Origin of the sequence: Frigidibacter sp. SD6-1, assembly GCF_030143255.1 — a bacterium.
Lineage (GTDB): Bacteria > Pseudomonadota > Alphaproteobacteria > Rhodobacterales > Rhodobacteraceae > TMP-24.
On record NZ_JARJNR010000004.1, the window covers coordinates 338496 to 358569 of the forward strand.

Annotated in this window: 18 protein-coding genes; 9 read left to right on the forward strand and 9 right to left on the reverse strand. The window is 65.0% G+C overall.

Features of this window, described 5'->3' with window-relative positions; translation table 11 throughout:
* Nucleotides 1-181: 181 nt before the first annotated feature.
* From kynA to kynU, 4 genes are read right to left on the reverse strand one after another with little or no spacing between them, the layout of a single operon-like run.
* Nucleotides 182-1018: a tryptophan 2,3-dioxygenase gene (kynA, locus tag P0645_RS09985; protein WP_284164420.1), complete on the reverse strand. Its 837-nt coding sequence runs from the start codon at nt 1016-1018 to the stop codon at nt 182-184.
* Nucleotides 1019-1068: 50 nt separating this feature from the next.
* The gene (locus P0645_RS09990; protein ID WP_284164421.1) at nt 1069-1251 is read right to left on the reverse strand and encodes a hypothetical protein; all 183 of its coding nucleotides are present in this window, start codon (nt 1249-1251) and stop codon (nt 1069-1071) included.
* Nucleotides 1235-1735, reverse strand: coding sequence for a GNAT family N-acetyltransferase (locus tag P0645_RS09995; RefSeq protein ID WP_284164422.1), 501 nt, complete (start codon nt 1733-1735; stop codon nt 1235-1237). Before P0645_RS09995 ends, P0645_RS09990 begins: the two co-directional genes overlap by 17 nt.
* Nucleotides 1732-2928 carry a kynureninase gene (gene kynU, locus P0645_RS10000; RefSeq protein WP_284164423.1) on the reverse strand — a complete coding sequence of 399 codons (1197 nt, stop codon included), beginning with the start codon at nt 2926-2928 and terminating at the stop codon, nt 1732-1734. Before kynU ends, P0645_RS09995 begins: the two co-directional genes overlap by 4 nt.
* A 137-nt stretch (nt 2929-3065) precedes the next feature.
* Here kynU and P0645_RS10005 point away from each other — a divergent pair, with 137 nt between their 5' ends.
* The 6 genes from P0645_RS10005 (at nt 3066) to P0645_RS10030 (ending at nt 10277) form a co-directional block, all read left to right on the forward strand.
* Nucleotides 3066-3509: a methyltransferase family protein gene (locus P0645_RS10005; RefSeq protein WP_284164424.1), complete on the forward strand. Its 444-nt coding sequence runs from the start codon at nt 3066-3068 to the stop codon at nt 3507-3509.
* Nucleotides 3510-3621: 112 nt separating this feature from the next.
* Complete coding sequence (locus tag P0645_RS10010; RefSeq protein ID WP_284164425.1) at nt 3622-5196, forward strand: Re/Si-specific NAD(P)(+) transhydrogenase subunit alpha; 1575 nt, start codon at nt 3622-3624, stop codon at nt 5194-5196.
* Nucleotides 5197-5211: 15 nt separating this feature from the next.
* Nucleotides 5212-6645: an NAD(P)(+) transhydrogenase (Re/Si-specific) subunit beta gene (locus P0645_RS10015; RefSeq protein WP_284164426.1), complete on the forward strand. Its 1434-nt coding sequence runs from the start codon at nt 5212-5214 to the stop codon at nt 6643-6645.
* Between the two features lie 118 nt (nt 6646-6763).
* Entirely contained in the window at nt 6764-7672 is a 909-nt protein-coding gene (gene yghX, locus P0645_RS10020; RefSeq protein ID WP_284164427.1) for a YghX family hydrolase, read from the forward strand.
* A gap of 383 nt (nt 7673-8055) precedes the next feature.
* Nucleotides 8056-8898, forward strand: a complete 843-nt coding sequence (locus P0645_RS10025) for an MFS transporter (RefSeq protein WP_284164476.1) — start codon at nt 8056-8058, stop codon at nt 8896-8898.
* Between the two features lie 101 nt (nt 8899-8999).
* Entirely contained in the window at nt 9000-10277 is a 1278-nt protein-coding gene (locus tag P0645_RS10030; protein WP_284164428.1) for a DUF3422 family protein, read from the forward strand.
* Between the two features lie 87 nt (nt 10278-10364).
* Here P0645_RS10030 and P0645_RS10035 read toward each other — a convergent pair whose 3' ends face one another.
* From P0645_RS10035 to P0645_RS10055, 5 genes are all read right to left on the reverse strand, one after another.
* On the reverse strand, nt 10365-11294 hold the full coding sequence (locus P0645_RS10035; RefSeq protein ID WP_284164429.1) for an ABC transporter permease: 930 nt from the start codon (nt 11292-11294) through the stop codon (nt 10365-10367).
* The gene (locus P0645_RS10040; protein ID WP_284164430.1) at nt 11287-12294 is read right to left on the reverse strand and encodes an ABC transporter permease; all 1008 of its coding nucleotides are present in this window, start codon (nt 12292-12294) and stop codon (nt 11287-11289) included. The genes P0645_RS10035 and P0645_RS10040 overlap by 8 nt, the downstream gene beginning before the upstream one ends.
* A 74-nt stretch (nt 12295-12368) precedes the next feature.
* The gene (locus P0645_RS10045; RefSeq protein WP_284164431.1) at nt 12369-14072 is read right to left on the reverse strand and encodes a peptide ABC transporter substrate-binding protein; all 1704 of its coding nucleotides are present in this window, start codon (nt 14070-14072) and stop codon (nt 12369-12371) included.
* On the reverse strand, nt 14062-15126 hold the full coding sequence (locus tag P0645_RS10050) for an ABC transporter ATP-binding protein (protein ID WP_284164432.1): 1065 nt from the start codon (nt 15124-15126) through the stop codon (nt 14062-14064). The genes P0645_RS10045 and P0645_RS10050 overlap by 11 nt, the downstream gene beginning before the upstream one ends.
* On the reverse strand, nt 15119-16123 hold the full coding sequence (locus tag P0645_RS10055; RefSeq protein WP_284164433.1) for an ABC transporter ATP-binding protein: 1005 nt from the start codon (nt 16121-16123) through the stop codon (nt 15119-15121). Before P0645_RS10055 ends, P0645_RS10050 begins: the two co-directional genes overlap by 8 nt.
* Nucleotides 16124-16327: 204 nt before the next feature.
* On the opposite strand from P0645_RS10055, the gene argE reads away from it, so the two are divergent.
* From argE to P0645_RS10070, 3 genes are read left to right on the forward strand one after another with little or no spacing between them, the layout of a single operon-like run.
* A complete protein-coding gene (gene argE / locus P0645_RS10060; protein WP_284164434.1) occupies nt 16328-17491 on the forward strand; it encodes an acetylornithine deacetylase in 1164 nt (387 codons plus the stop codon).
* Nucleotides 17488-18831: an NAD(P)/FAD-dependent oxidoreductase gene (locus P0645_RS10065; RefSeq protein WP_284164435.1), complete on the forward strand. Its 1344-nt coding sequence runs from the start codon at nt 17488-17490 to the stop codon at nt 18829-18831. Before argE ends, P0645_RS10065 begins: the two co-directional genes overlap by 4 nt.
* 54 nt (nt 18832-18885) lie before the next feature.
* Entirely contained in the window at nt 18886-20052 is a 1167-nt protein-coding gene (locus P0645_RS10070) for a M20 aminoacylase family protein (protein ID WP_284164436.1), read from the forward strand.
* Nucleotides 20053-20074: the final 22 nt, after the last annotated feature.

The window sequence follows — 20074 nt, forward strand, 5'->3', positions numbered from 1 at the left end:
ACATGATGCAATGGGGCATCACTCAATCTGACACTGACTGACGTAGCGACTTGTTCTCTCTGAATTATTATTTTGTCAATGCTCATGAAATGGCGCTCAGCCGCTTTGCACTTTGCAACGGAGATCCGGCGCCGATCCTTTGAAATAAGTATCGGCGCTTTTGAGATTCTGAGCCGGGATATTACAGCGCCGTGCGGACGCGCCACAGTTCCGGGAAGAGCTCGACCTCCAGCATGCGCTTGAGATAGCTCACACCCTGCGTGCCGCCGGTGCCGCGTTTCAGGCCGATCACCCGCTCGACCGTGGTGACATGGTTGAAACGCCAGCGGCGGAAATAATCCTCGAAATCGACGAGCTTTTCGGCCAGATCGTAGAGTGTCCAGTGACCTGCAGGGTCGGCATAGACCTTTGCCCAGGCGGCCTCGACCCTGTCGTCAGCGACCCAGGGCTGGCTCACGTCGCGGTTCAGGATGTCGTCGGGAACGGCGATGCCCGCGCCGTTCAGCGCCCTAAGTGCCGCGTCATAAAGTGAAGGGCGCGCCAGCTCTGCCTTCAGCCGCTCGGTCACGTCGGCGCGGTGGGCGTGGGGCTGCAGCATCGCCGGATTGCGGTTCCCGGCGGCGAATTCGATCAGCCGGTATTGCCAGGACTGGAAGCCCGAGGACTGGCCGAGGCTTTCGCGGAAGGTCGTGTAGTCAGACGGCGTCATGGTCCTGAGCACGTCCCAGGCGGAATTGAGCTGTTCCATGATCCGCGCGACGCGGGCGAGCATCTTGAAGGCAGGTTCCAGCGTGCCAGACAGGATCGCGGCGCGCGCCGCACCGATCTCGTGCAGCGCGAGCTTCATCCACAGTTCCGATGTCTGGTGCTGGACGATGAAAAGCATCTCGTCATGCGCGGCACTCAGCGGCTGCTGCGCGGTCAGGATGCGGTCAAGCGAAAGGTAGTCGCCATAGGACATGCGGCCGTCGAAGGACATCTGCGCGCCTTCGGAGGAGGGGTCGTAGGTCGAGGTCATCATGGTCTCCGTTGCAAAGGTGAAACGGGCGTCACCGCCCGGGCTTCAGCTCAGTGCAGACGGGCGGCAATGGCGGCCTTCACGCCCATGCGGCGCCACAGGCTTGCCCAGGCGCCGGGGCGGGAAAGCCGGGGTTCGGGGCGCGTGTGCTGATATGCGCGCAGGGTATCATAAGATCGAAAAATCATGATATTAAAAGTATTTGTTCTGCTATCTTCATGTTCGTTCTCCACAGTCCGCTCCCTGCGGCTCAAGGTCGAGTGCCATGAGGAATCGTTCGAACACCTCGCCATCCGCCGCATGGTTTTCCATCCAGACAACGCGCCAACCTTGCTTGAGGAAGAAGCGCCGCGCAAGGTGGCTGGCATGGACGGTGAGGCGCGTCAGACCAAGCTGCCGGGCTTCCGCGACAAGGGCCCGGTAGAGAGCGGTGGCCGTGCCCTTGCCCATTTCCCCGGGAAGGACGAAGGCCATATCCAGATAGCCGGTCCGTTCGAGCGACATGAAGCCGACGGCTGTGCCGTCGCGGACAGCGACGAAACAGATCTGATCGCCCAGCTTGTCGTATCCGTCGAGCGCGGGCAGGGGCGTCGGCGCCCATGCCGCGCGTTGTCCTTCAGAATAATGGCCCGCCGCGCCCTCGCGCACCGCCCGATAGAAGACATGCCAGCAGGCGGGGCGATCCTCGGGGCGGTAGTGGCGGACCTCTATCGTCATGTCACTTTCGCCCGCTGGCGGAATTCGGGCCGGTCCCAGGCAGCGGTCGCCATGATCTCGGACAGGATCGCCACCGCGCCCTCCACATCCTCCATCGTCGTGTAGAGCGGGGTGAAGCCGAAACGCAGGATGTCGGGCGCGCGGAAATCGCCGATGACGCCCCGCGCGATCAGGGCCTGCATGATCGCATAGCCTTCCGGGTGGCGGAAGCTGACCTGGCTACCGCGCTCTTCGGGATTGCGCGGTGAGGCGAGCGTCAGGTCGGGGCAGGTGCCCTCGACCCCTTCGATGAAGGCCTCGGTCAGTTCGATCGAACGCGCCCGCACGTCGGCCATCTCGACCTGGTCCCAGATGTCCATCGACGCTTCCAGCGCCCGCATCTGCAGGATTGGCGGCGTGCCGACGCGCATCCGCTCGATCCCCGATCCGGGCCGGTAATCGAGATCGAAGGCGAAGGGCGCCTCGTGCCCCAGCCAGCCCGACAGCGCCGGGCGCACCCCGTCGGCGAGCCGGGGCGCCACATAGATGAAGGCTGGGCCGCCGGGGCCGGAATTGAGATATTTGTAGGTGCAGCCCACCGCGAAATCGGCATCCGCGCCGGTCACGTCGACCGGGATCGCACCCGCCGAATGGGCAAGGTCCCAGACCACAAGCGCGCCCGCCGCATGGGCCTTGGCGATCAGGCGGGCCATATCGTGCTTGCGGCCCGTGCGGTAATCGACTTCCGTCAGCATCAGGACCGCGACATCGGAGGTGATCGCCGCCTCGACCTCTTCCGGCGCCACGGTCCGCAGCGCGTATCCCTGACCGAGCGTGCGGGCGAGCCCGTCTGCCATGTAGAGATCGGAGGGGAAGTTGCCGGTGTCCGAGAGGATGATCTTTCGCCCCGGGTTCAGTTCCAGCGCCGAGGCGAGCGCCTGATAGACCTTGATCGACAAAGTGTCGCCCAGAACGACCGTGCCATCTGGCGCCCCGATCAGCCGCCCGATCCGGTCGCCGAGCGCTTGCGGAAGGTCCATCCATCCGGCCTTGTTCCAGCCGGTGATCAGCATCTCGCCCCATTCCTTCTCGACCGCATGGGTCAGGCGCGCGGCAGCGGCGCGCGGCAGGGGGCCGAGCGAATTGCCGTCGAGGTAGATCATGCCTTCCGGCAGGGCGAAGGCGGCGCGCGTGGCAGTGAAATCTGTGGGCATGGCGGTTCTGTGCGGTCCTGTCGTGATTTATTTCATGTTTAAAATATCCCGCGTTCGTTTTCCAGCTTTTTCCTTGCCTGCGTCAAGGACTTGCCGGAATCTCGCGGCAGAGTTGTCGTGCGCACCGGAGTGCTTGAATGGTTTTTCGTGAAGTTGATTATCCGCCTGTCTGGCTTGCGGGCTTCGCCATGCTCGGCGGCGCGCTTGGCTCTGTCCTGCCGCTGCAACTGCCGTTCGCGCCGCAGTTCGGTGCGCTGATCGTCATCGTTGCGCTCGCGATGCTCACGCTGGCCGCGCTGCAGATGATGCAGGCCGGAACGACGGTGATTCCCCACCGCAACCCGACCCGCCTCGTGACGCGCGGTCTGTTCAGCCTGAGCCGCAATCCGATCTATCTGGCAGATGCGATCTTTCTGACCGGCCTCTTCGTCAGCTGGGGCGCCTGGATCGCGCTGCCGCTGGTGCCGTCCTTCATGCGCTTGATATCACGGCGTTTCATCGAACCCGAGGAGGCGCGGCTGGCGCGCGTCTTCGGCGAGGATTATTTCCGCTATCAGGAGGCAACCCGGCGCTGGATTTAGGCGCAGGTTCCCGTATATTGCCGCAACGCAGCGAGGCGGGAAAGATTCTTGCTTTGCCATGCGTAGTCGCGCATATTTTTACCAAATGGTAAAATAATACGGGAGGGACGGGGTGAAGATCGGCGCACCGAAAGAGATTTTCGCGGGCGAGAACCGGGTGGCGATGACGCCCGATTCTGCCTTGCAACTGAAGAAGCTTGGTCACGAATGCTATGTCGAGACCGGCGCCGGGCAGGCCGCCGGTTTCTCGGACGCGGCCTATGAGGCGGCCGGGGTGAATGTGGTCAAGACCGCGGCTGCGCTCTTCAAGTCGGTCGATGTGGTCGCAAAGGTCCGCCCGCCGACCGAGGCGGAGACCAAGCGGCTGACCGAGGGGCAAACGCTCATCTCCTTCTTCTATCCGGCGCAAAGCAAGGAATTGCTGGAACTTGCCAACAAGCAGGGCGCAACCGTCATCGCCATGGATATGGTGCCGCGCATCAGCCGGGCGCAGAAGATGGATGCTCTGTCGTCGATGGCCAACATCGCAGGCTACCGCGCGGTGATCGAGGCGGGCAACAACTTTGGCCGCTTCTTCACCGGCCAGGTGACGGCGGCGGGCAAGGTGCCGCCTGCCAAGGTCCTGATCATTGGCGCCGGCGTGGCGGGGCTTGCCGCGATCGGCACGTCCACGAGCCTTGGCGCCATCACCTATGCCTTCGACGTGCGTCCGGAAGTGGCCGAACAGATCGAATCGATGGGTGCGGAATTCGTCTATCTCGACTTCGCCGACCAGACCCAGGATGGTGCTGCGACCGGTGGCTATGCCGCGCCCTCGTCGCCCGAGTTCCGCGAAGCGCAGCTGAAGAAGTTCCGCGAACTGGCGCCAGAGATGGACATCGTGATCTCGACCGCGCTCATCCCGGGCCGCGACGCGCCGGTCCTGTGGACCAGGGACATGGTCGAGGCGATGAAGCCGGGTTCCGTCATCGTCGACCTTGCCGCCGAGCGTGGCGGCAATTGCGAGTTGACGGTGAAGGACGAAAAGATCGTGACGCCCAATGGCGTCACCATCGTCGGCTATACCGATTTCCCCAGCCGCATGGCCGCGCAGGCCTCGACGCTCTATTCCACCAACATCCGCCATATGATGACCGACCTCACGCCGGCCAAGGACGGCGTCGTCAACCACAATATGGACGACGACGTGATCCGCGGCGCAACGGTGACGCACAAGGGCGCCATCACCTTCCCGCCGCCGCCGCCGAAGATCCAGGCGATCGCCGCGCAGAAGCCGAAGGAGAAGGCAAAGGAACTGACGCCAGAAGAACGCCGCGCACAGGAAGTGGCCGCCTTCAAGGCCCAGACCCGCAGCCAGGTGACGCTTCTGGCCGTCGGCGGGGCGCTGATGCTGCTCGCAGGGCTGTACGCGCCCGCAAGCTTCATGTCGCACTTCATCGTGTTCGTGCTTTCCGTCTTTGTGGGCTTCCAGGTCATCTGGAATGTCTCGCATTCGCTGCACACGCCGCTGATGGCGGTGACGAACGCGATCTCTTCGATCATCATCCTCGGCGCGCTGATGCAGATCGGGTCGGGATCGTCCCTTGTGATCGTGCTGGCCGCGCTCTCGGTCTTCATGGCCGGGATCAACATCTTCGGTGGCTTCATGGTCACACGGCGCATGCTCGCCATGTTCCAGAAATCGTAAGGGGCGGGATCAGCAATGGACTATGGTTTCACCACTTCCGCCTATGTCGTCGCGGCGGTGCTCTTCATCCTCTCGCTCGGCGGGCTGTCGGGACAGGAAAGCGCCAAGCGCGCGGTCTGGTACGGGATCGCGGGCATGGCGCTCGCGGTTCTCGCCACACTTTATGGCCCCGGCGCGGGCCTCTGGTGGCTTTCGCTGATCCTTGTCGCGGGCGGCGGTGTCCTCGGCTGGATCGTCGCGCAGCGCGTCCAGATGACCGAGATGCCGCAGCTTGTCGCGGCGATGCACTCGCTCGTCGGTCTTGCCGCCGTCTTCATCGGCTACAATGCGCATATCGAGGCCGCCCATGTCGGCGGACTGGACGAGGCGGCGCGCGCCGCGCTGACCGGCTTTGGCGCGGTTCTGGCGCACAAGGCCCCGGTCGAGCTGTCGATCCTGCGCGTGGAACTGTTCCTTGGAATCTTCATCGGGGCGGTGACCTTCACCGGCTCGGTCATTGCCTATGGCAAGCTGGCGGGCAAGGTGGACGGCAAGGCGAAAAAACTGCCGGGGGGTCACCTTCTGAACATCGCGGCGGCGGTCCTCTCCGTCGTCTGCCTCATCTGGTACTTCAGCACCGGTGGCCTCCTGCCGCTCGTCCTGATGACGCTCGCCGCGCTCTTCATCGGCTATCACCTGATCATGGGGATCGGCGGGGCGGACATGCCGGTCGTCGTCTCGATGCTGAACAGCTATTCGGGCTGGGCGGCGGCGGCGATCGGTTTCTCGCTCTCGAACGATCTGCTGATCGTCGTCGGCGCGCTGGTGGGTTCGTCGGGTGCGATCCTCAGCTACATCATGTGCAAGGCGATGAACCGGTCCTTCATCAGCGTGATCCTCGGCGGCTTCGGCAATACCGCCGGTCCGCAGATGGAAGTGACGGGCGAACAGATCGCCATCGACGCCGAGGGCGTGGCGGCGGCGCTGAACGAGGCAGACAGCGTCATCATCATCCCGGGCTACGGGATGGCGGTGGCGCAGGCACAGCAGTCGGTCAGCGAGCTGACCCGGAAGCTCCGCGCCAAGGGCAAGAACGTCCGCTTCGCCATCCATCCGGTCGCGGGCCGTCTTCCCGGCCACATGAACGTGCTTCTGGCCGAAGCGAAGGTGCCCTACGACATCGTGCTGGAGATGGACGAGATCAACGAGGACTTCCCCCAAACCGACGTGGCCATCGTCATCGGCTCGAACGACATCGTGAACCCCGCGGCGCAGGAAGACCCGAACTCGCCCATCGCCGGCATGCCGGTGCTGGAATGCTGGAAGGCCAAGCAGGTGTTCGTCTCGAAGCGCGGGCAGGGGACCGGCTATTCCGGGATCGAGAACCCGCTCTTCTACAAGGAAAACACGCGGATGTTCTACGGCGACGCGAAGAAGAGCCTCGACGGCCTGCTGCCGATGATCGACTGACCGGCATTCCGGGCGAAACAAGCGAGACCCCGCCCTATGTGGCGGGGTCACTTTTTTGTGTGCGACCCCATCCCGGTTCTGCGCTATCCTTCCGGCTTCGCAGCCAAGGGAGGATGTCATGAACCGACCGGACCACCCGGGCGCCCGCAAGAGCGCCAAGGATTTCGACCCGCGTATCCTTGAGATTTTCGACGGCTATGTGCATGGCCGCATGACCAAACGCGCCTTCATCGAACAGGCGGGCAAATATGCCGCCGCCGGGGTCACCGGGGCGGCGATCCTCGCCCAGCTGCAGCCCAACTATGCTTTGGCGGCGCAGGTCGCCCCTGACGATCCGGCGATCGAGACGGCCCGCGTCGCCTATGACAGCCCCGAGGGCAACGGCCGGATCAGCGGGCTGATGGCGAAACCCGCGGGCGCCGCGGGCAGGCTGCCCGCCGTGCTGGTCGTGCACGAGAACCGCGGCCTAAATCCCTATATCGAGGATGTTGTGCGTCGCACTGCCAAGGCGGGCTATCTCGCTTTCGGCCCCGACGGGCTCTCGCCGCTCGGCGGCTATCCCGGCACTGACGATCAGGGGCGCGAGATGCAATCGACGCTCGACCCGGCGAAGCTGATGGCCGACTTCTTCGCCGCCTTCGAGTTTCTGCGCGGTCATGACGGTTCGACCGGCAAGGTCGGCGCGGTGGGCTTCTGCTACGGCGGCGGCGTCTGCAATGCGCTGGCCGTCGCCTATGCCGACCTCGCGGCTTCGGTCCCCTTCTATGGCCGCCAGCCCGCGACAGCCGACGTGCCGAAGATAGAAGCGCCGCTCCTTTTGCATTACGCGGGTCTTGATGAACGCATCAACGCAGGCTGGCCGGACTATGAGGCGGCATTGAAGGCCAGCGGCAAGCGTTACACCGCCCATATCTATGAGGGCGTGAATCACGGGTTCCACAACGACACGACGCCGCGCTACGATCAGGCGGCGGCGGAGCTTGCCTGGTCGCGCACGCTCGATTTCTTCGCGACGAACCTGAGCTGAGCCGCAAACTCTCTGGTCGACCGCGCCGCGCCGATATGGTTCTGTGCGAGCGCGCGGGCAGGGGGAACGGATCCGGGCGAGGTTGCCGGGCGGGGTGCTGGCGCTGGGGTTCGTGAGCCTCTTCATGGATATCTCGTCCGAGATGATCCATGCGCTTCTGCCCTTGTTCCTCACCGGCACACTCGGCGCGACCGCCCTTGCGGTCGGGATGATCGAGGAGGCGGGCGAGGGGCTCGCGCAGGCCGTGAAGGTCCTTTCGGGCGCCTGGTCCGACAGGATGGGGCGGCGGAAGCCGCTGCTCATCGCCGGTTACGGGCTGGCGATGCTGACGAAGCCCGTCTTCGCATTGGCGACCGGCGCAGGCATTGTACTGGGCGCGCGCCTTGCCGATCGGGTCGGCAACGGGACCCGCGGCGCCCGCCCGGGACGCGCTGGTGGCCGACCTCTTGCCAGAGGAGCGCCGGGGCGAAGCCTATGGCCTGCGCCCGTCGATGGATACGGTGGGCGCCTTCGCCGGGCCGCTTCTGGCGATCGGCCTCATGTGGCTCTGGCAGGGGGATATTCGTCGCGTGTTCTGGGCAGCGGCGCTCTCCGCGCTCGTCGCGGTAGCGATCCTGTGGGTCTTCGTGCGAGAGCCAGCCCGCCCTGCGGCGCAAGCGCCCACGCCGCCTCGGTTCGGTCGGGCGGAACTGCGGGCGCTCCGCCCGGCCTTCCTCCGCGTGACGCTCTTCGGTGCGGTGCTGGCCCTTGCGCGGATATCCGACGCGTTCCTGATCCTGAAGGCGGCGGATGCGGGGCTTGCGGCGCTTTGGGCGCCCGCGGTCTTTGGGGTGCTGAAGCTTGTCCATGGCGCCACAGCCTGGCCGGTGGGCTTAGTCTCGGACCGGATCGGGGCCTCCGGTCTTCTCAGACTGTCGATCCTGACGCTGGCGGGGGCACACAGCCTCTTCGCCTTTGGTGGCGGCCTTCCCGCGGTCTTTCTCGGTGTCGCGCTCTGGGGGCTGCATATGGGGCTGAGCCAGGGGCTGCTCGCGGCGCTCGTCGCCCGCAGCGCCCCGCCGGAGATGCGCGGCACCGCCTTCGGCCTCTTCAATCTCGCGGGCGGGCTCGCGACGCTTGTCGCAAATGCGGCAGCCGGAGCTCTCTGGTACCAGGCCGGCCCGGCCGCGACCTTCGCGGTCGCGGGTAGCGGGGCGCTCCTCGCGCTGCTCCTCGCGCCGCGATAGCGCTCACCCGTTGCAGCTTTGCAAGTATACGGCGGTGTGCCCATCGCGCTGCTGAAATCCCCGGCGCCCGCGCTATTGTCGCCGCGCGGGAGAAACATGCGATGATCGACGACCACCCACAGCGCTACGCCCTTGTGAACGAGCTGCATGCGCGGCCCTTTCCCTCGCTGACCGTGCCCTGCCAGGCGGTCTATCTCGCGGTGAAGGAGCCCATCGAGGCCGCGAATCGCGACCGCGACCGCGATCTCGGCCATCTCCGCGCGCTTCTCGCGCGCCATGGCGCCGCCCATCCGGCGCCCGGTGCCACCCATCATTCGGCCGAGATCGGACGGCATGTGCTGAAATGGGAAAGCCATACCGAGTTCGTGACCTATTCCGCCTTCGAGCCTGGCCTCGGCGACCGGCCCTTCGATCCGCGCGATGCGGAGGTCTTTCCGCCTGACTGGCTTCGTGCCGCGCCGGGAAAGCGCATCGCCGCTGTTCTGGTGCGGGTCGAGCCACTGCCCGAGGATATGGAACAGGCGGTGGCGAAGCTCGAGGACTGGTTCGTCCCCGAAAGCCTCGCCGCCTCCTGGGTGCTCGACGAGGCCGCGATCATCGCGGGCGACTTCCAGATCGACCCGGCCGGGCTCATGCGCTTTGCGGTCTTCGTGCGGCCCGGCACCGGCGCGCGCCGCGTGGGCCGGATCGTCCAGCGCCTGTGCGAGATCGAGACCTACCGCGCCATGTCGATGCTCGGCCTTGGCCGGGCGCGCGAGCTGACCGGACGGCTGAACGCGCTCGATCCGCAACTTTCGTCCGTCGTTGCGGCGCTCCCCGACGATCACCGGGCGGCGGAGGCGACCTTGCACGAGCTTCTCGAACTGTCGGCGGAACTGGAAAGCCTCGCCACCCGCCACTCTTTCCGCTTCGGCGCGACCGGGGCCTATGAGGCGATCGTCAACCAGCGCATCGACGTCCTGCGCGAGACACGTTTCATGGGCCGCCAGACCTTCGGCGAATTCATGCGCCGCCGCTACGACCCGGCGATGCGGACGGTGAAGTCGGCCGAGCATCGGCTGGAACAGATGGCCGAGCGCGCCGAACGGGCGGGCGAGCTTCTGTCGACCCGCGTCGATGTCGAACGCTCGGCCCAGAACCAGAAGCTTCTCGAAAGCATGGACCGCCGCGCCGATCTGGCTCTCAGGCTCCAGCATACTGTCGAGGGGCTGTCAGTCGTGGCGATCAGCTATTATGCGGTCAGTCTGGCCACCTATGCGCTTCTGCCGCTGGCAGACGCGCTGCATTGGCCAAAGAGCGCACTCACCGCCGCCCTCGTACCGGTCATACTCGGCGCGGTCTGGCTCCTGATCCGCCGCATCCGGCGGGGCATGCACTGATCTCTTTCGTTTTCAAATATCCCGGGGAGAGCGCGAGAGGGGCAGCGCCCCTCTCGCACGGGTCGGCCGGGCGTAGCCCGGACGAAATTACCGTCCGCGGATACGGGGATCGAGCGCGTCCCTCAGGCCGTCGCCGATATAATTCACGGCGAGCACGGTGAGCGAGATCGCAAGGCCCGGCCAGATCACCCGCTCGGGATATTGCTGCATATAGCTCAGCCCGTCGAAAAGCAGCCGCCCCCAGGTCGGGAAATCAGGTGGAAAGCCGAGGCCGAGGAAGGAGAGCGCGCTTTCCGTGATGATCGCGCTGGCAATGTCGAGGGTCGCGGCCACCATGACCGGCGAGACGACATTCGGCAGCACATGGCGCAGGATCAGCCGCCGGTTCGGCGTGCCCAGAGACCGGGCGGCCAGAACGAACTCCCGCTCCTTGAGCGCCAGCACCTCGCCGCGCACGATGCGTGCGGCAGGCATCCAGCTCGTGACGCCGATCGCGATCACGATCAGGACGAACGTACCAAGCTCGGGCCCGAAGATCCGCGCCAGCGCATCGCGGAAGAGCATCACCATGACGAGGAGCAGCGGCAAGAGCGGCAGAGAGAGGAAGAGGTCGGTCAGCCGCATCAGCGGCCCGTCGAGCCGCTTGAAGAAACCTGAAAGCATGCCGACGGTGGTGCCGATGAAGATCGAGATCGTCATCGCGACAAGCCCGACAGCGATCGAGACCCGGCCGCCCTCCATCATGCGCAGGAAGAAATCGCGCCCGAGGTGATCGGTGCCGAGCGGATAGGTCAGCGACGGTGGCTTGTTCTTGTTGAGATAGGTCTGTGTGGTCGTCAGTTTCTCTTCGTGCCAGACGAAGGGCCCGATGACCACGAAGGCCACGAGAAGGGCCAGTACCGTCATGCCGACCAGCGCGCCCTTGTGGGTCTTGAACTGATCCCAGACATCGCGCCACTGGCTGCGGGGCCGCTCCATCCGGACGGGTTTCGCTTGGGTTCCTGCCGTGTCACGCATAGCGGATCCTCGGGTCGAGAAGGCCGTACAGAGCATCGGCGATCAGGTTGAAGGTGACGATCAGCACCGCGAAGATGAAGGCGAGCGTCTGCACCGTCGGCAGGTCATTGGCATGGATCGCGCCGATCAGTGCGGCACCGAGTCCGTTGATCTTGAAGACCTGCTCGGTGATGATCGCGCCGCCGAAGATGCCGGGAATGCCAAGCGCGATCACGGTGACGACCGGGATAAGCGAATTACGCAGGACGTGGCGCAGCACGACCGTCCGCTCCGACATGCCCTTGGCGCGCGCGGTGCGGACGTAATCCTGCCCGAGGTTTTCCAGCATCGACGAGCGCATGTAGCGGCTGAGCGTTGCAGCATTGAAGAGCGCCAGCACCGTAACCGGCATCACCATCTGCTTGACCTGTTTCATGAAGCTCGCCCAGTCGGTGACTTTCAGCGTTGTGTCGTAGATCGAGGGGAACCATTGCAGCTTCACCGCGAAGATCACGATCAAGAGGACACCGGTGAAGAAGGTCGGCACCGAAAAGCCGACCATGGCCACGAAAGTCCCGGCCTGGTCGAACCAGGAATATTGCCGGTAGGCGGAATAGATGCCGATCGGAATGGCGATCAGGACGCCGACCAGATAGGCGGTACCGATCACCGTCAGCGTCTGGGGAATGCGCTGGCCTATGATATCAAAGACCGGCCCGCGGGTCTGGTAGCTGATGATGCGCTGCTGGCCCTCAGCATAGGTGGTGCCGAACCAGTGGTCGAAAAGGTTCAGCGGTTCGACCCAGACGAACTGTTTCAGCCACAGAAGATAACGCACATAGACCGGGTCGTTCACCCCCATGCTTTCGAGGATCTTGGCGCGCACTTCGGCCGGGACCGTCAGCGGAATTTCCGAGGCCGGGCTGCCGGGCGCGAGATCGACAAGAAAGAAGATGACGAGACTGATGAGCAGAAGCGTCGGAATGGCGAGGAGAAGTCGCCTGATGATGTAGGTGAGCATCTGAGGACGCCTTTGATCAGCAGTCTGGAAAGGGGCGCGGCCCCGGACGGGTGCCGGGGCCGCGCGGGATCAGATCACTTCACGCGGAACCAGTCCTGGGCATTCCACAGTTCGGTGTCCCAGGTGTTGAGAACCACGCCGCCCAGCGTGTTCGACGCTGCCGACAGACGGCCGCGGTCGACGAGCGCGACAACGGTGTAGCTGTCCTTGGTCAGCATGTCGTTCAGCTTCTTGGCGATCTCGCCGCGCTTGGCCATGTCGGCCGTGGTCGCGAGCTCCTTCACCAGCGCGTCATAGGCCGGGTCGCAGAAGCGGTTGATGTTCTCGCCCTGCCACTGGTTGTCCGGGCCGGGGATCTTGTCGCAGAGATACTGCGCCAGATAGGGCTCGGGGTCGGTGCCGTCGAAGTTGTTGGCGTACATTTCGACGTCGGCATAGAACTTCTGGAACGTGTCAGGCGAACCGGCATCGCCGCCGAAGTACACAGAGGCGTCGATGTTCTTCAGTTCCACTTCCACGCCAACCTCGTTCCACCAGCCCTTGATCAGCGCCTGGAAGTCCTGGCGGACCGGGTTCGTCGAGGTCTGGTAGAGGACCGAGAGTTTCTTGCCGTCCTTGTCACGGACGCCGTCGCCGTCGCTGTCGGTCCAACCTGCTTCATCGAGCAGCGCCTTGGCGCCTTCCATGTCCTGCTGGAGGCAGTCGGTATTGTCGGAAGCATAGAGTTCCGGTGCAGGAACGAGGTTGCAGGTCGCGCGACCGGCATTGCCGTAACCCACATCAACCAGCACCTGCCGGTCGATTGCCATCGACAGCGCCTTGCGAACCCGGATGTCGCTCAGGAACGGATGCGGATGCTTGGGGGTCGAACGCTCGCCCTCGGGCAGGTCGGGCGAGGGATCGGTCATGTTCATCTCGATCCGCTCGACGAGCGTGCCGAAACCGTTCAGAAGCGTACCCTTGCCGGCCGCGATCATCTGCGCCTGCAGGTCCGGGTTGATCTGGGTGTTCCAGGCATAGTCGAACTCGCCGGTCTCCATCACCGCGCGCGCCGCCGCTTCCGCGTCGCCGCCGCCCTTGATGGTCATCGTGGCGAAGGCGGGCTTGGTCGCATCACGGTAGTTGGGGTTGGCTTCCAGCGACACGGTGTCGTTGGTCTTGAACTCTGTCACGCGGAACGGGCCGGTGCCGATCGGGCCGAAGTTCTGGTCGGTGCAGGTCGAGGCCGCCGCGCCGAGGCAGTTCTGGAACTGCGCTTTCTGGATGATGGGCGACGTGCCGCCGACGAACGCCTGGTAAGGATTAGGCTTCGGCGCATCGAAGGTGATGATGACGGTCAGATCGTCGGGCGTCTCGATCGACTTGATCCCCTCATAGCGCGCCGCCTGGGCGCAGCCGCCTTCGGGATGCTTGCAATATTCGTAGGTGAAGGCCGCGTCGGCCGAGGTCACAGGCGTACCGTCCGACCAGAGAAGTCCGGACTTCAGCTTCCAGGTGATCTGGGTCAGGTCGGCAGAGACGCCGCCATTTTCCACCGTCGGCACGCTTTCGGCGAGGCGCGCGAACACTTCGCCCTTCTCGTTGAAGCCCGCCATCCCTTCGAGGATCAGCGAGGCGCTCTCGACGTCCTTGGTGCCGGAGGACAGATAGGGGTTCAGGATCGACGGCGCCTGCCAGTAAAGAACGTTGACATGGCCATCGGCACCGCGTTCCGCCCAGGCGGCCGAAGCCAGGGCGGTGAAGGCGGCGGCGCCCATCAGGGCTGATCTAAGTTTCATGTTGCTCTCCTTGTTGGGTGCTCTTTCTGGCCTCGGGTGCCGCCCCGGCGCGGGCGGTCTCTTTCTGTGTCTCGTAGAGGTGGCAGGCCACATGGCGGCCCGGCTCGATTTCTCGCAGCACGGGTTTCACGCGCTGGCAGAGGTCAAAGACCTTCGGACAGCGCGTGCAGAAATTGCAGCCCTTGGGCGGGTTCGCGGGCGAGGGCACATCGCCCTTGAGGATGATCCGCTGACGGTTCGCCTCGGTTTCGGGATCGGCCTCGGGCACTGCGGAAAGAAGCGCCTCAGTATAGGGATGCAGCGGCCTGTCGAAAAGCTGATCGCGCGGCGCCAGCTCGACGATCCGGCCGAGATACATCACCGCCACCCGGTCGGCGATATGGCGGACCATGGACAGGTCGTGGCTGATGAAAAGGTAGGTCAGCCCGAACTTGTCCTGCAATTCCTCCAAGAGGTTGACCACCTGCGCCTGGATCGAGACGTCCAGCGCGGCGATCGGTTCGTCGCAGACGATGAACTTGGGGTTCAGCGCCAGCGCCCGCGCGATGCCGATCCGCTGGCGCTGACCGCCCGAGAAGGCGTGCGGATAGCGGTTGGCGAAGGCGCGGTTCAGACCCACGGCGTCCATCAGTTCGTAGACCCGGGCCAGTTTCTCGTCGCGCGTCAGTTTCGTATGTTCCTCAAGCGGCTCGCCGATGATGTCGGCCACCGTCATACGCGGATTGAGGCTCGCCTGCGGGTCCTGAAAGACCATCTGCATCGCGGGCCTGAGGCGGCGCAGGTCGGCCGCTTCGGCCATGGCGATATTCTCGCCGCCGATCCAGACCTCGCCCTCGGTCGGATCGTAAAGCCTGAGGATCGCGCGCCCGCAGGTCGATTTCCCGCAGCCGCTTTCGCCGACGAGGCCCAGGGTCTCGCCCTCAAGGATATCAAAGCTCACATCATCCACCGCCTTCACGTCGCCCACCTTGCGACGGAAGATCCCGGCGGTGATCGGGAAATACATCTTGAGGCCCTTGACCTCCACCAGCTTGCGCGGCGCAGCGTCAAACATGGCGGGCGCCTCCGGTCTTGGGGTCCCAGAAGCAGGCGACATCATGGCCGGGCGACACGGCGATACGGCGCGGATTTTCCCGGCCGCAGCGGTCGAAGGCCATGGTGCAGCGGTCGCGGAAGGCACAGGCGGCGGGTACGGCCTTCATGATCGGCGGCTGGCCTTCGATGACATTGAGCTTCGCCGTCCGTTCGCCGCGAATGGCCGGAACCGTCGTCAGCAGCGCGCGCGTATAGGGATGCTGCGGATCGCGGAACACCGCGCCCACCGGCCCCTGTTCGACGATCTGGCCGCCGTACATCACCAGAACCCGGTCGGCGATCCCGGCGATGACGCCCAGGTCATGGGTGATCCAGACGATGGCCATCCCGAGCTTCTGGCGCAGATCGCGCACCAGTTCGAGGATCTGCGCCTGGATCGTCACGTCGAGCGCGGTCGTCGGTTCGTCGGCGATCAGCACCTTGGGGTCGCAGGCAAGCGCGATGGCGATCATCACCCGCTGCCGCATCCCGCCGGAGAACTGGTGGGGAAAGTCCTTCAATCGCCGAGCGGCATCGGGAATGCCAACGAGTTCAAGCAGTTCCTGTGCTCTCTGGCGGGCTTGCGCCTTGTCCATGCCCATATGGCGGCGCAAGGGCTCCATGATCTGGTAGCCCACTGTGAAGACCGGATTGAGCGAGGTCATCGGATCCTGAAAGATGAAGCCGATCCCGGCGCCGCGCACCGCTTGCAGATGGTCCGGCGCGCATTTCAGAAGGTCCGAGCCTGCGAAAAGCACCTCTCCGCCGCGGATGTCCGCAGGCGGCGAGGGCAGAAGGCCAAGCAGCGACATCATCGTGACCGACTTGCCCGATCCGCTTTCGCCCACCACTCCCAGCAGTTCGCCGGGCTTCAGATCGAAGCTCACGTCATTCACGGCATGGATTTCGCCGCTGCGGGTCTGGAAAACAGTTCTCAGGCCCTTGACGTCAAGGACAGGCTCGGCCCCGTCGGGCATGGACGACTCCCCAGTCGGACTTTGTGCGCCGGTTTTTTCCGGTCTGTGTCGAAGTGTTAGCCATTTTCCGCCAAGGGGCAACAGCCAAAAGTTGCATGGTTCCGCAAAGGGATTCCGGGCAAAGTGACGATCATTTGCTGCATGATGACTGGTTTCGGCGCGCGATGCGCGCGCTAAGCTGCAAGAAAAGACAGGAAGGGCATGATGACGCAACCGGATCAGGCAAGATCGATTCTGGAACGGCTGGTCGCCTTTCCCACCGTGAGCCGCGACAGCAATCTGGCGCTGATCGACTGGGTGGAGGCCTATCTCGCGGACCATGGCATCCGCGCGCACCGCGTCTGGAATGAAGATCGGACGAAAGCGAACCTCTATGCGTCGGTCGGGCCGGAGGTCGCGGGCGGTGTCGTGCTGTCGGGCCATTCCGATGTCGTGCCGGTCGATGGCCAGCGCTGGACCACCGACCCCTGGACAGTAAGCGAACGCGACGGGCGCCTTTACGGTCGCGGCACCTGCGACATGAAGGGCTTCGTCGCGCTCATGCTCGCGGCGGTGCCGATGGCGACCGCGGCCGGGGTTCGCCGCCCCCTGCAACTCGCGATCTCGTACGACGAGGAGCGGGGCTGCACCGGCTGTGTCGGCATGGTCGAGGAGATGGCCAAGGTCCTGCCCCGCGCTGCCGCCGTCATCGTGGGAGAGCCGACGCGGATGAAGGTCGTGACCGGCCACAAGGGCGGCGCGGGCTATCATGTGCATGTGAAGGGGTTCGAGGTGCATTCCTCGATCATGCATCGCGGTGTCAGCGCCATATTGGAGGCGGGGCGGCTGATCGAATGGGTGAATGCGCGAAACGCGCAGGCAAGCGCGGCGGCGCCCGGACCAGTCGCTGCACCCTTCGATCCGCCCTGGACCAGCTGGCATGTCGGGCAGATCGCGGGCGGGACCGCCCATAACATCACCGCTGCCGATTGCCGTCTGGGCGTCGATGTCCGCGTGGTGCCGGGCGAGCGGATCGCGGACCATCTTTCGGCCTTCGAAGCCGCCGCCGCCGGTATCGCGGCGGACATGCAGGCGGTCCGGCGCGAGTCCGCTATCTCGCTTCAGCGCTATTTCGAGGTGCCGCCCCTGGTGCCCGAAGCGGACGGCGCCGCCGAGCGGCTCGCGCGGGCGCTGACCGGCGACAACGGCCTGCATGTGGTCAGCTACGGGACGGAGGCGGGCCATTTCCAGAATGCGGGCTATTCGGCGGTGGTCTGCGGGCCGGGGGATATCGCGCAGGCCCATCAGCCCGACGAATATATCGAGACAAGCGAGTTTCAGGCCGGGCTTGCCTTCATCGAGCGGCTCGTTGCGCAGCTTGCGGCATGAGAGCCTTTCCGATCTCGCTCGACCAGCCCGCCCGCTTCACCGGCCTCCTGCCGGAGGCTGCCGATGTGGTGGTGATCGGCGGCGGCATCGCGGGCGTGATGACCGCATGGTTTCTGCAAAAGGCCGGGCAGAGGGTCGTCCTGTGCGAGAAGGGCCGGATCGCGGGCGAGCAGTCGTCGCGCAACTGGGGCTGGATCCGCAAACAGGGCCGTGATCCGGCGGAACTGCCGATCATGATCGAGGCCGAGCGTATCTGGCGCGGGCTTGAGGCAGAGGCAGGCGCCGATCTGGGTTTCCGTCAGGCAGGTGTGCTCTATATCGCCAACCGGCCCGAGGATATGACGGATTTCGAGGACTGGATGGCGCATGCCCGTGCCCATGGCCTCGACACGCGGCTTCTGACGAAGGCAGAGCTGGATGCGCATCTGCCGAACGCCGCCGGTTGGGTCGGCGGGCTTCTCACTCCGTCAGACGCGCGCGCCGAGCCCTGGGTCGCGGTGCCTGTGCTCGCGTCGATGCTGGCGGCGCGCGGCTTGTCGCTGCACGAGAATTGCGCGGTACGCGCGCTCGATCTTAAGGGCGGACAGGTCGCGGGCGTGGTGACCGAGAAGGGCAGGGTGCGGGCCGACCGCGTTGTGCTGGCGGGCGGCGCCTGGTCTTCGCTCTTCCTTCGCGCCCATGGCGTCAGCCTGCCGCAACTGGCGGTGCGTGCCACCGTGACGGCGACCGTACCCCTGGACTTCCCGCAGGAGACGGCAAGCGCCGACAGCCATTTCGCCTTCCGCAAGCGGCAGGACGGCGGGCTGACGCTGACCCCCGGGGCCATGCATGATTTCGCGCTGGGGCCTGACGCCTTCCGCCATCTTGGCGCATATCTTCAGGTGCTTAGGAAAGACTGGCGCTCAACCCGGCTCCATGCCGCTTTGCCGCGCCACTACCCGGATCACTGGCTGACGCCGCGCCGCTGGGACGCGGGCAGCGAAAGCCCGTTCGAGCGGATGCGCATCCTTAGCCCCGCGCCCAATCCGCGCTTCATCGAGAATGTTCGCACCCGGTTCGCCGCTGCGTTCCCGACGATCGGCAAACCCGCCATCGCTGCCGCCTGGGCGGGCATGATCGACCTCATGCCCGATGTCGTGCCGGTCATCGACCATGTGGCGGCGCTACCGGGCCTCACGGTGCTGTGCGGCCTCTCCGGCCATGGCTTCGGCATCGGCCCCGGTGTCGGCCGGGTGACGGCGGACCTCGTGATGGGCCGCGACCCGGGCCACGACCTGTCGCGCTTCCGCCTCTCGCGCTTTACCGCCGGATCAAAAATCACCCTCGGCCCGTCACTCTGAGCCTTGAACGCGGCCGCGAAACGGCAGAACCTCCGGCGCGAGAGGAGATCACCCATGCCCGTCAAGAACCGTTTCGCAGAGCTTCTGCCCGAAATCACCGGATGGCGCCGCGACATCCACGAAAATCCCGAACTTCTGTTCGACGTCCACCGGACGGCGGCCAAGGTCGCGGGGCTTCTGCGCGACTTCGGCTGCGACGAGGTTGTCGAGGGGATCGGCCGCACCGGGGTCGTTGGTGTGATCAAGGGCAAGACCGACAACAACGGTCGGGTCATCGGCTTGCGTGCCGACATGGATGCGCTGCCGATCAAGGAGCAGACCGGCTTGCCCTATGCCTCGAAAGTGCCCGGCAAGATGCATGCCTGCGGGCATGACGGCCATACGGCAATGCTGCTGGGTGCTGCCAAGTACCTCGCCGAGACCCGCAACTTCGATGGCACCGCCGTGGTGATCTTCCAGCCAGCCGAAGAGGGCGGCGGCGGCGGGCGCGAGATGTGCGCCGACGGGATGATGGACCGCTGGGGCATTCAGGAGGTCTACGGGATGCACAACATGCCCGGCATCCCGGTCGGGCACTTCGCCATCCGCCCCGGCGCGATGATGGCCTCGGCCGACCAGTTCGACATTACCGTGACGGGCAAGGGCGGCCATGCGGCCAAGCCCCATGACTGTATCGATACGACCGTGGTTGCCGCCCATATCATCGTGGCCATGCAGACGATCGCCGCGCGCAATGTCGATCCGATGAAGCAGGTCGTGGTGTCCATCTGCACGGTCGAGACGGATTCGACCGCGCACAACGTCATCCCGCAGGTGGTGAAGCTGAAGGGCACCGTCCGTACCATGGACCCGGCCGTTCAGGATTTTGTCGAACGCCGGGTCGGCGAGATCGCCGAAGGCACCGCGCTCGCATTGGGTGCGAAAGCCGAGGTGAACTATGTCCGCGGCTATCCGGTGACGATGAACACACCCGAGAATACCGACTATGCCGCCGAGGTCGCCAAGGCGGTTTCCGGCCATGTCGATACCGACACCGCGCCCCTGATGGGGGCCGAGGATTTTTCCTTCATGCTTCTCGAACGCCCCGGCGCCTATATATTCGTCGGCAACGGCGATACGGCGATGGTCCACCACCCGGCCTATAATTTCGACGATGACGTCATTCCGTTCGGATCGAGCTGGTATGCGGGCATGGTGGAAACACGGATGCCTGCGGCGTGACATCGCGCGCATTGCGTGCTTA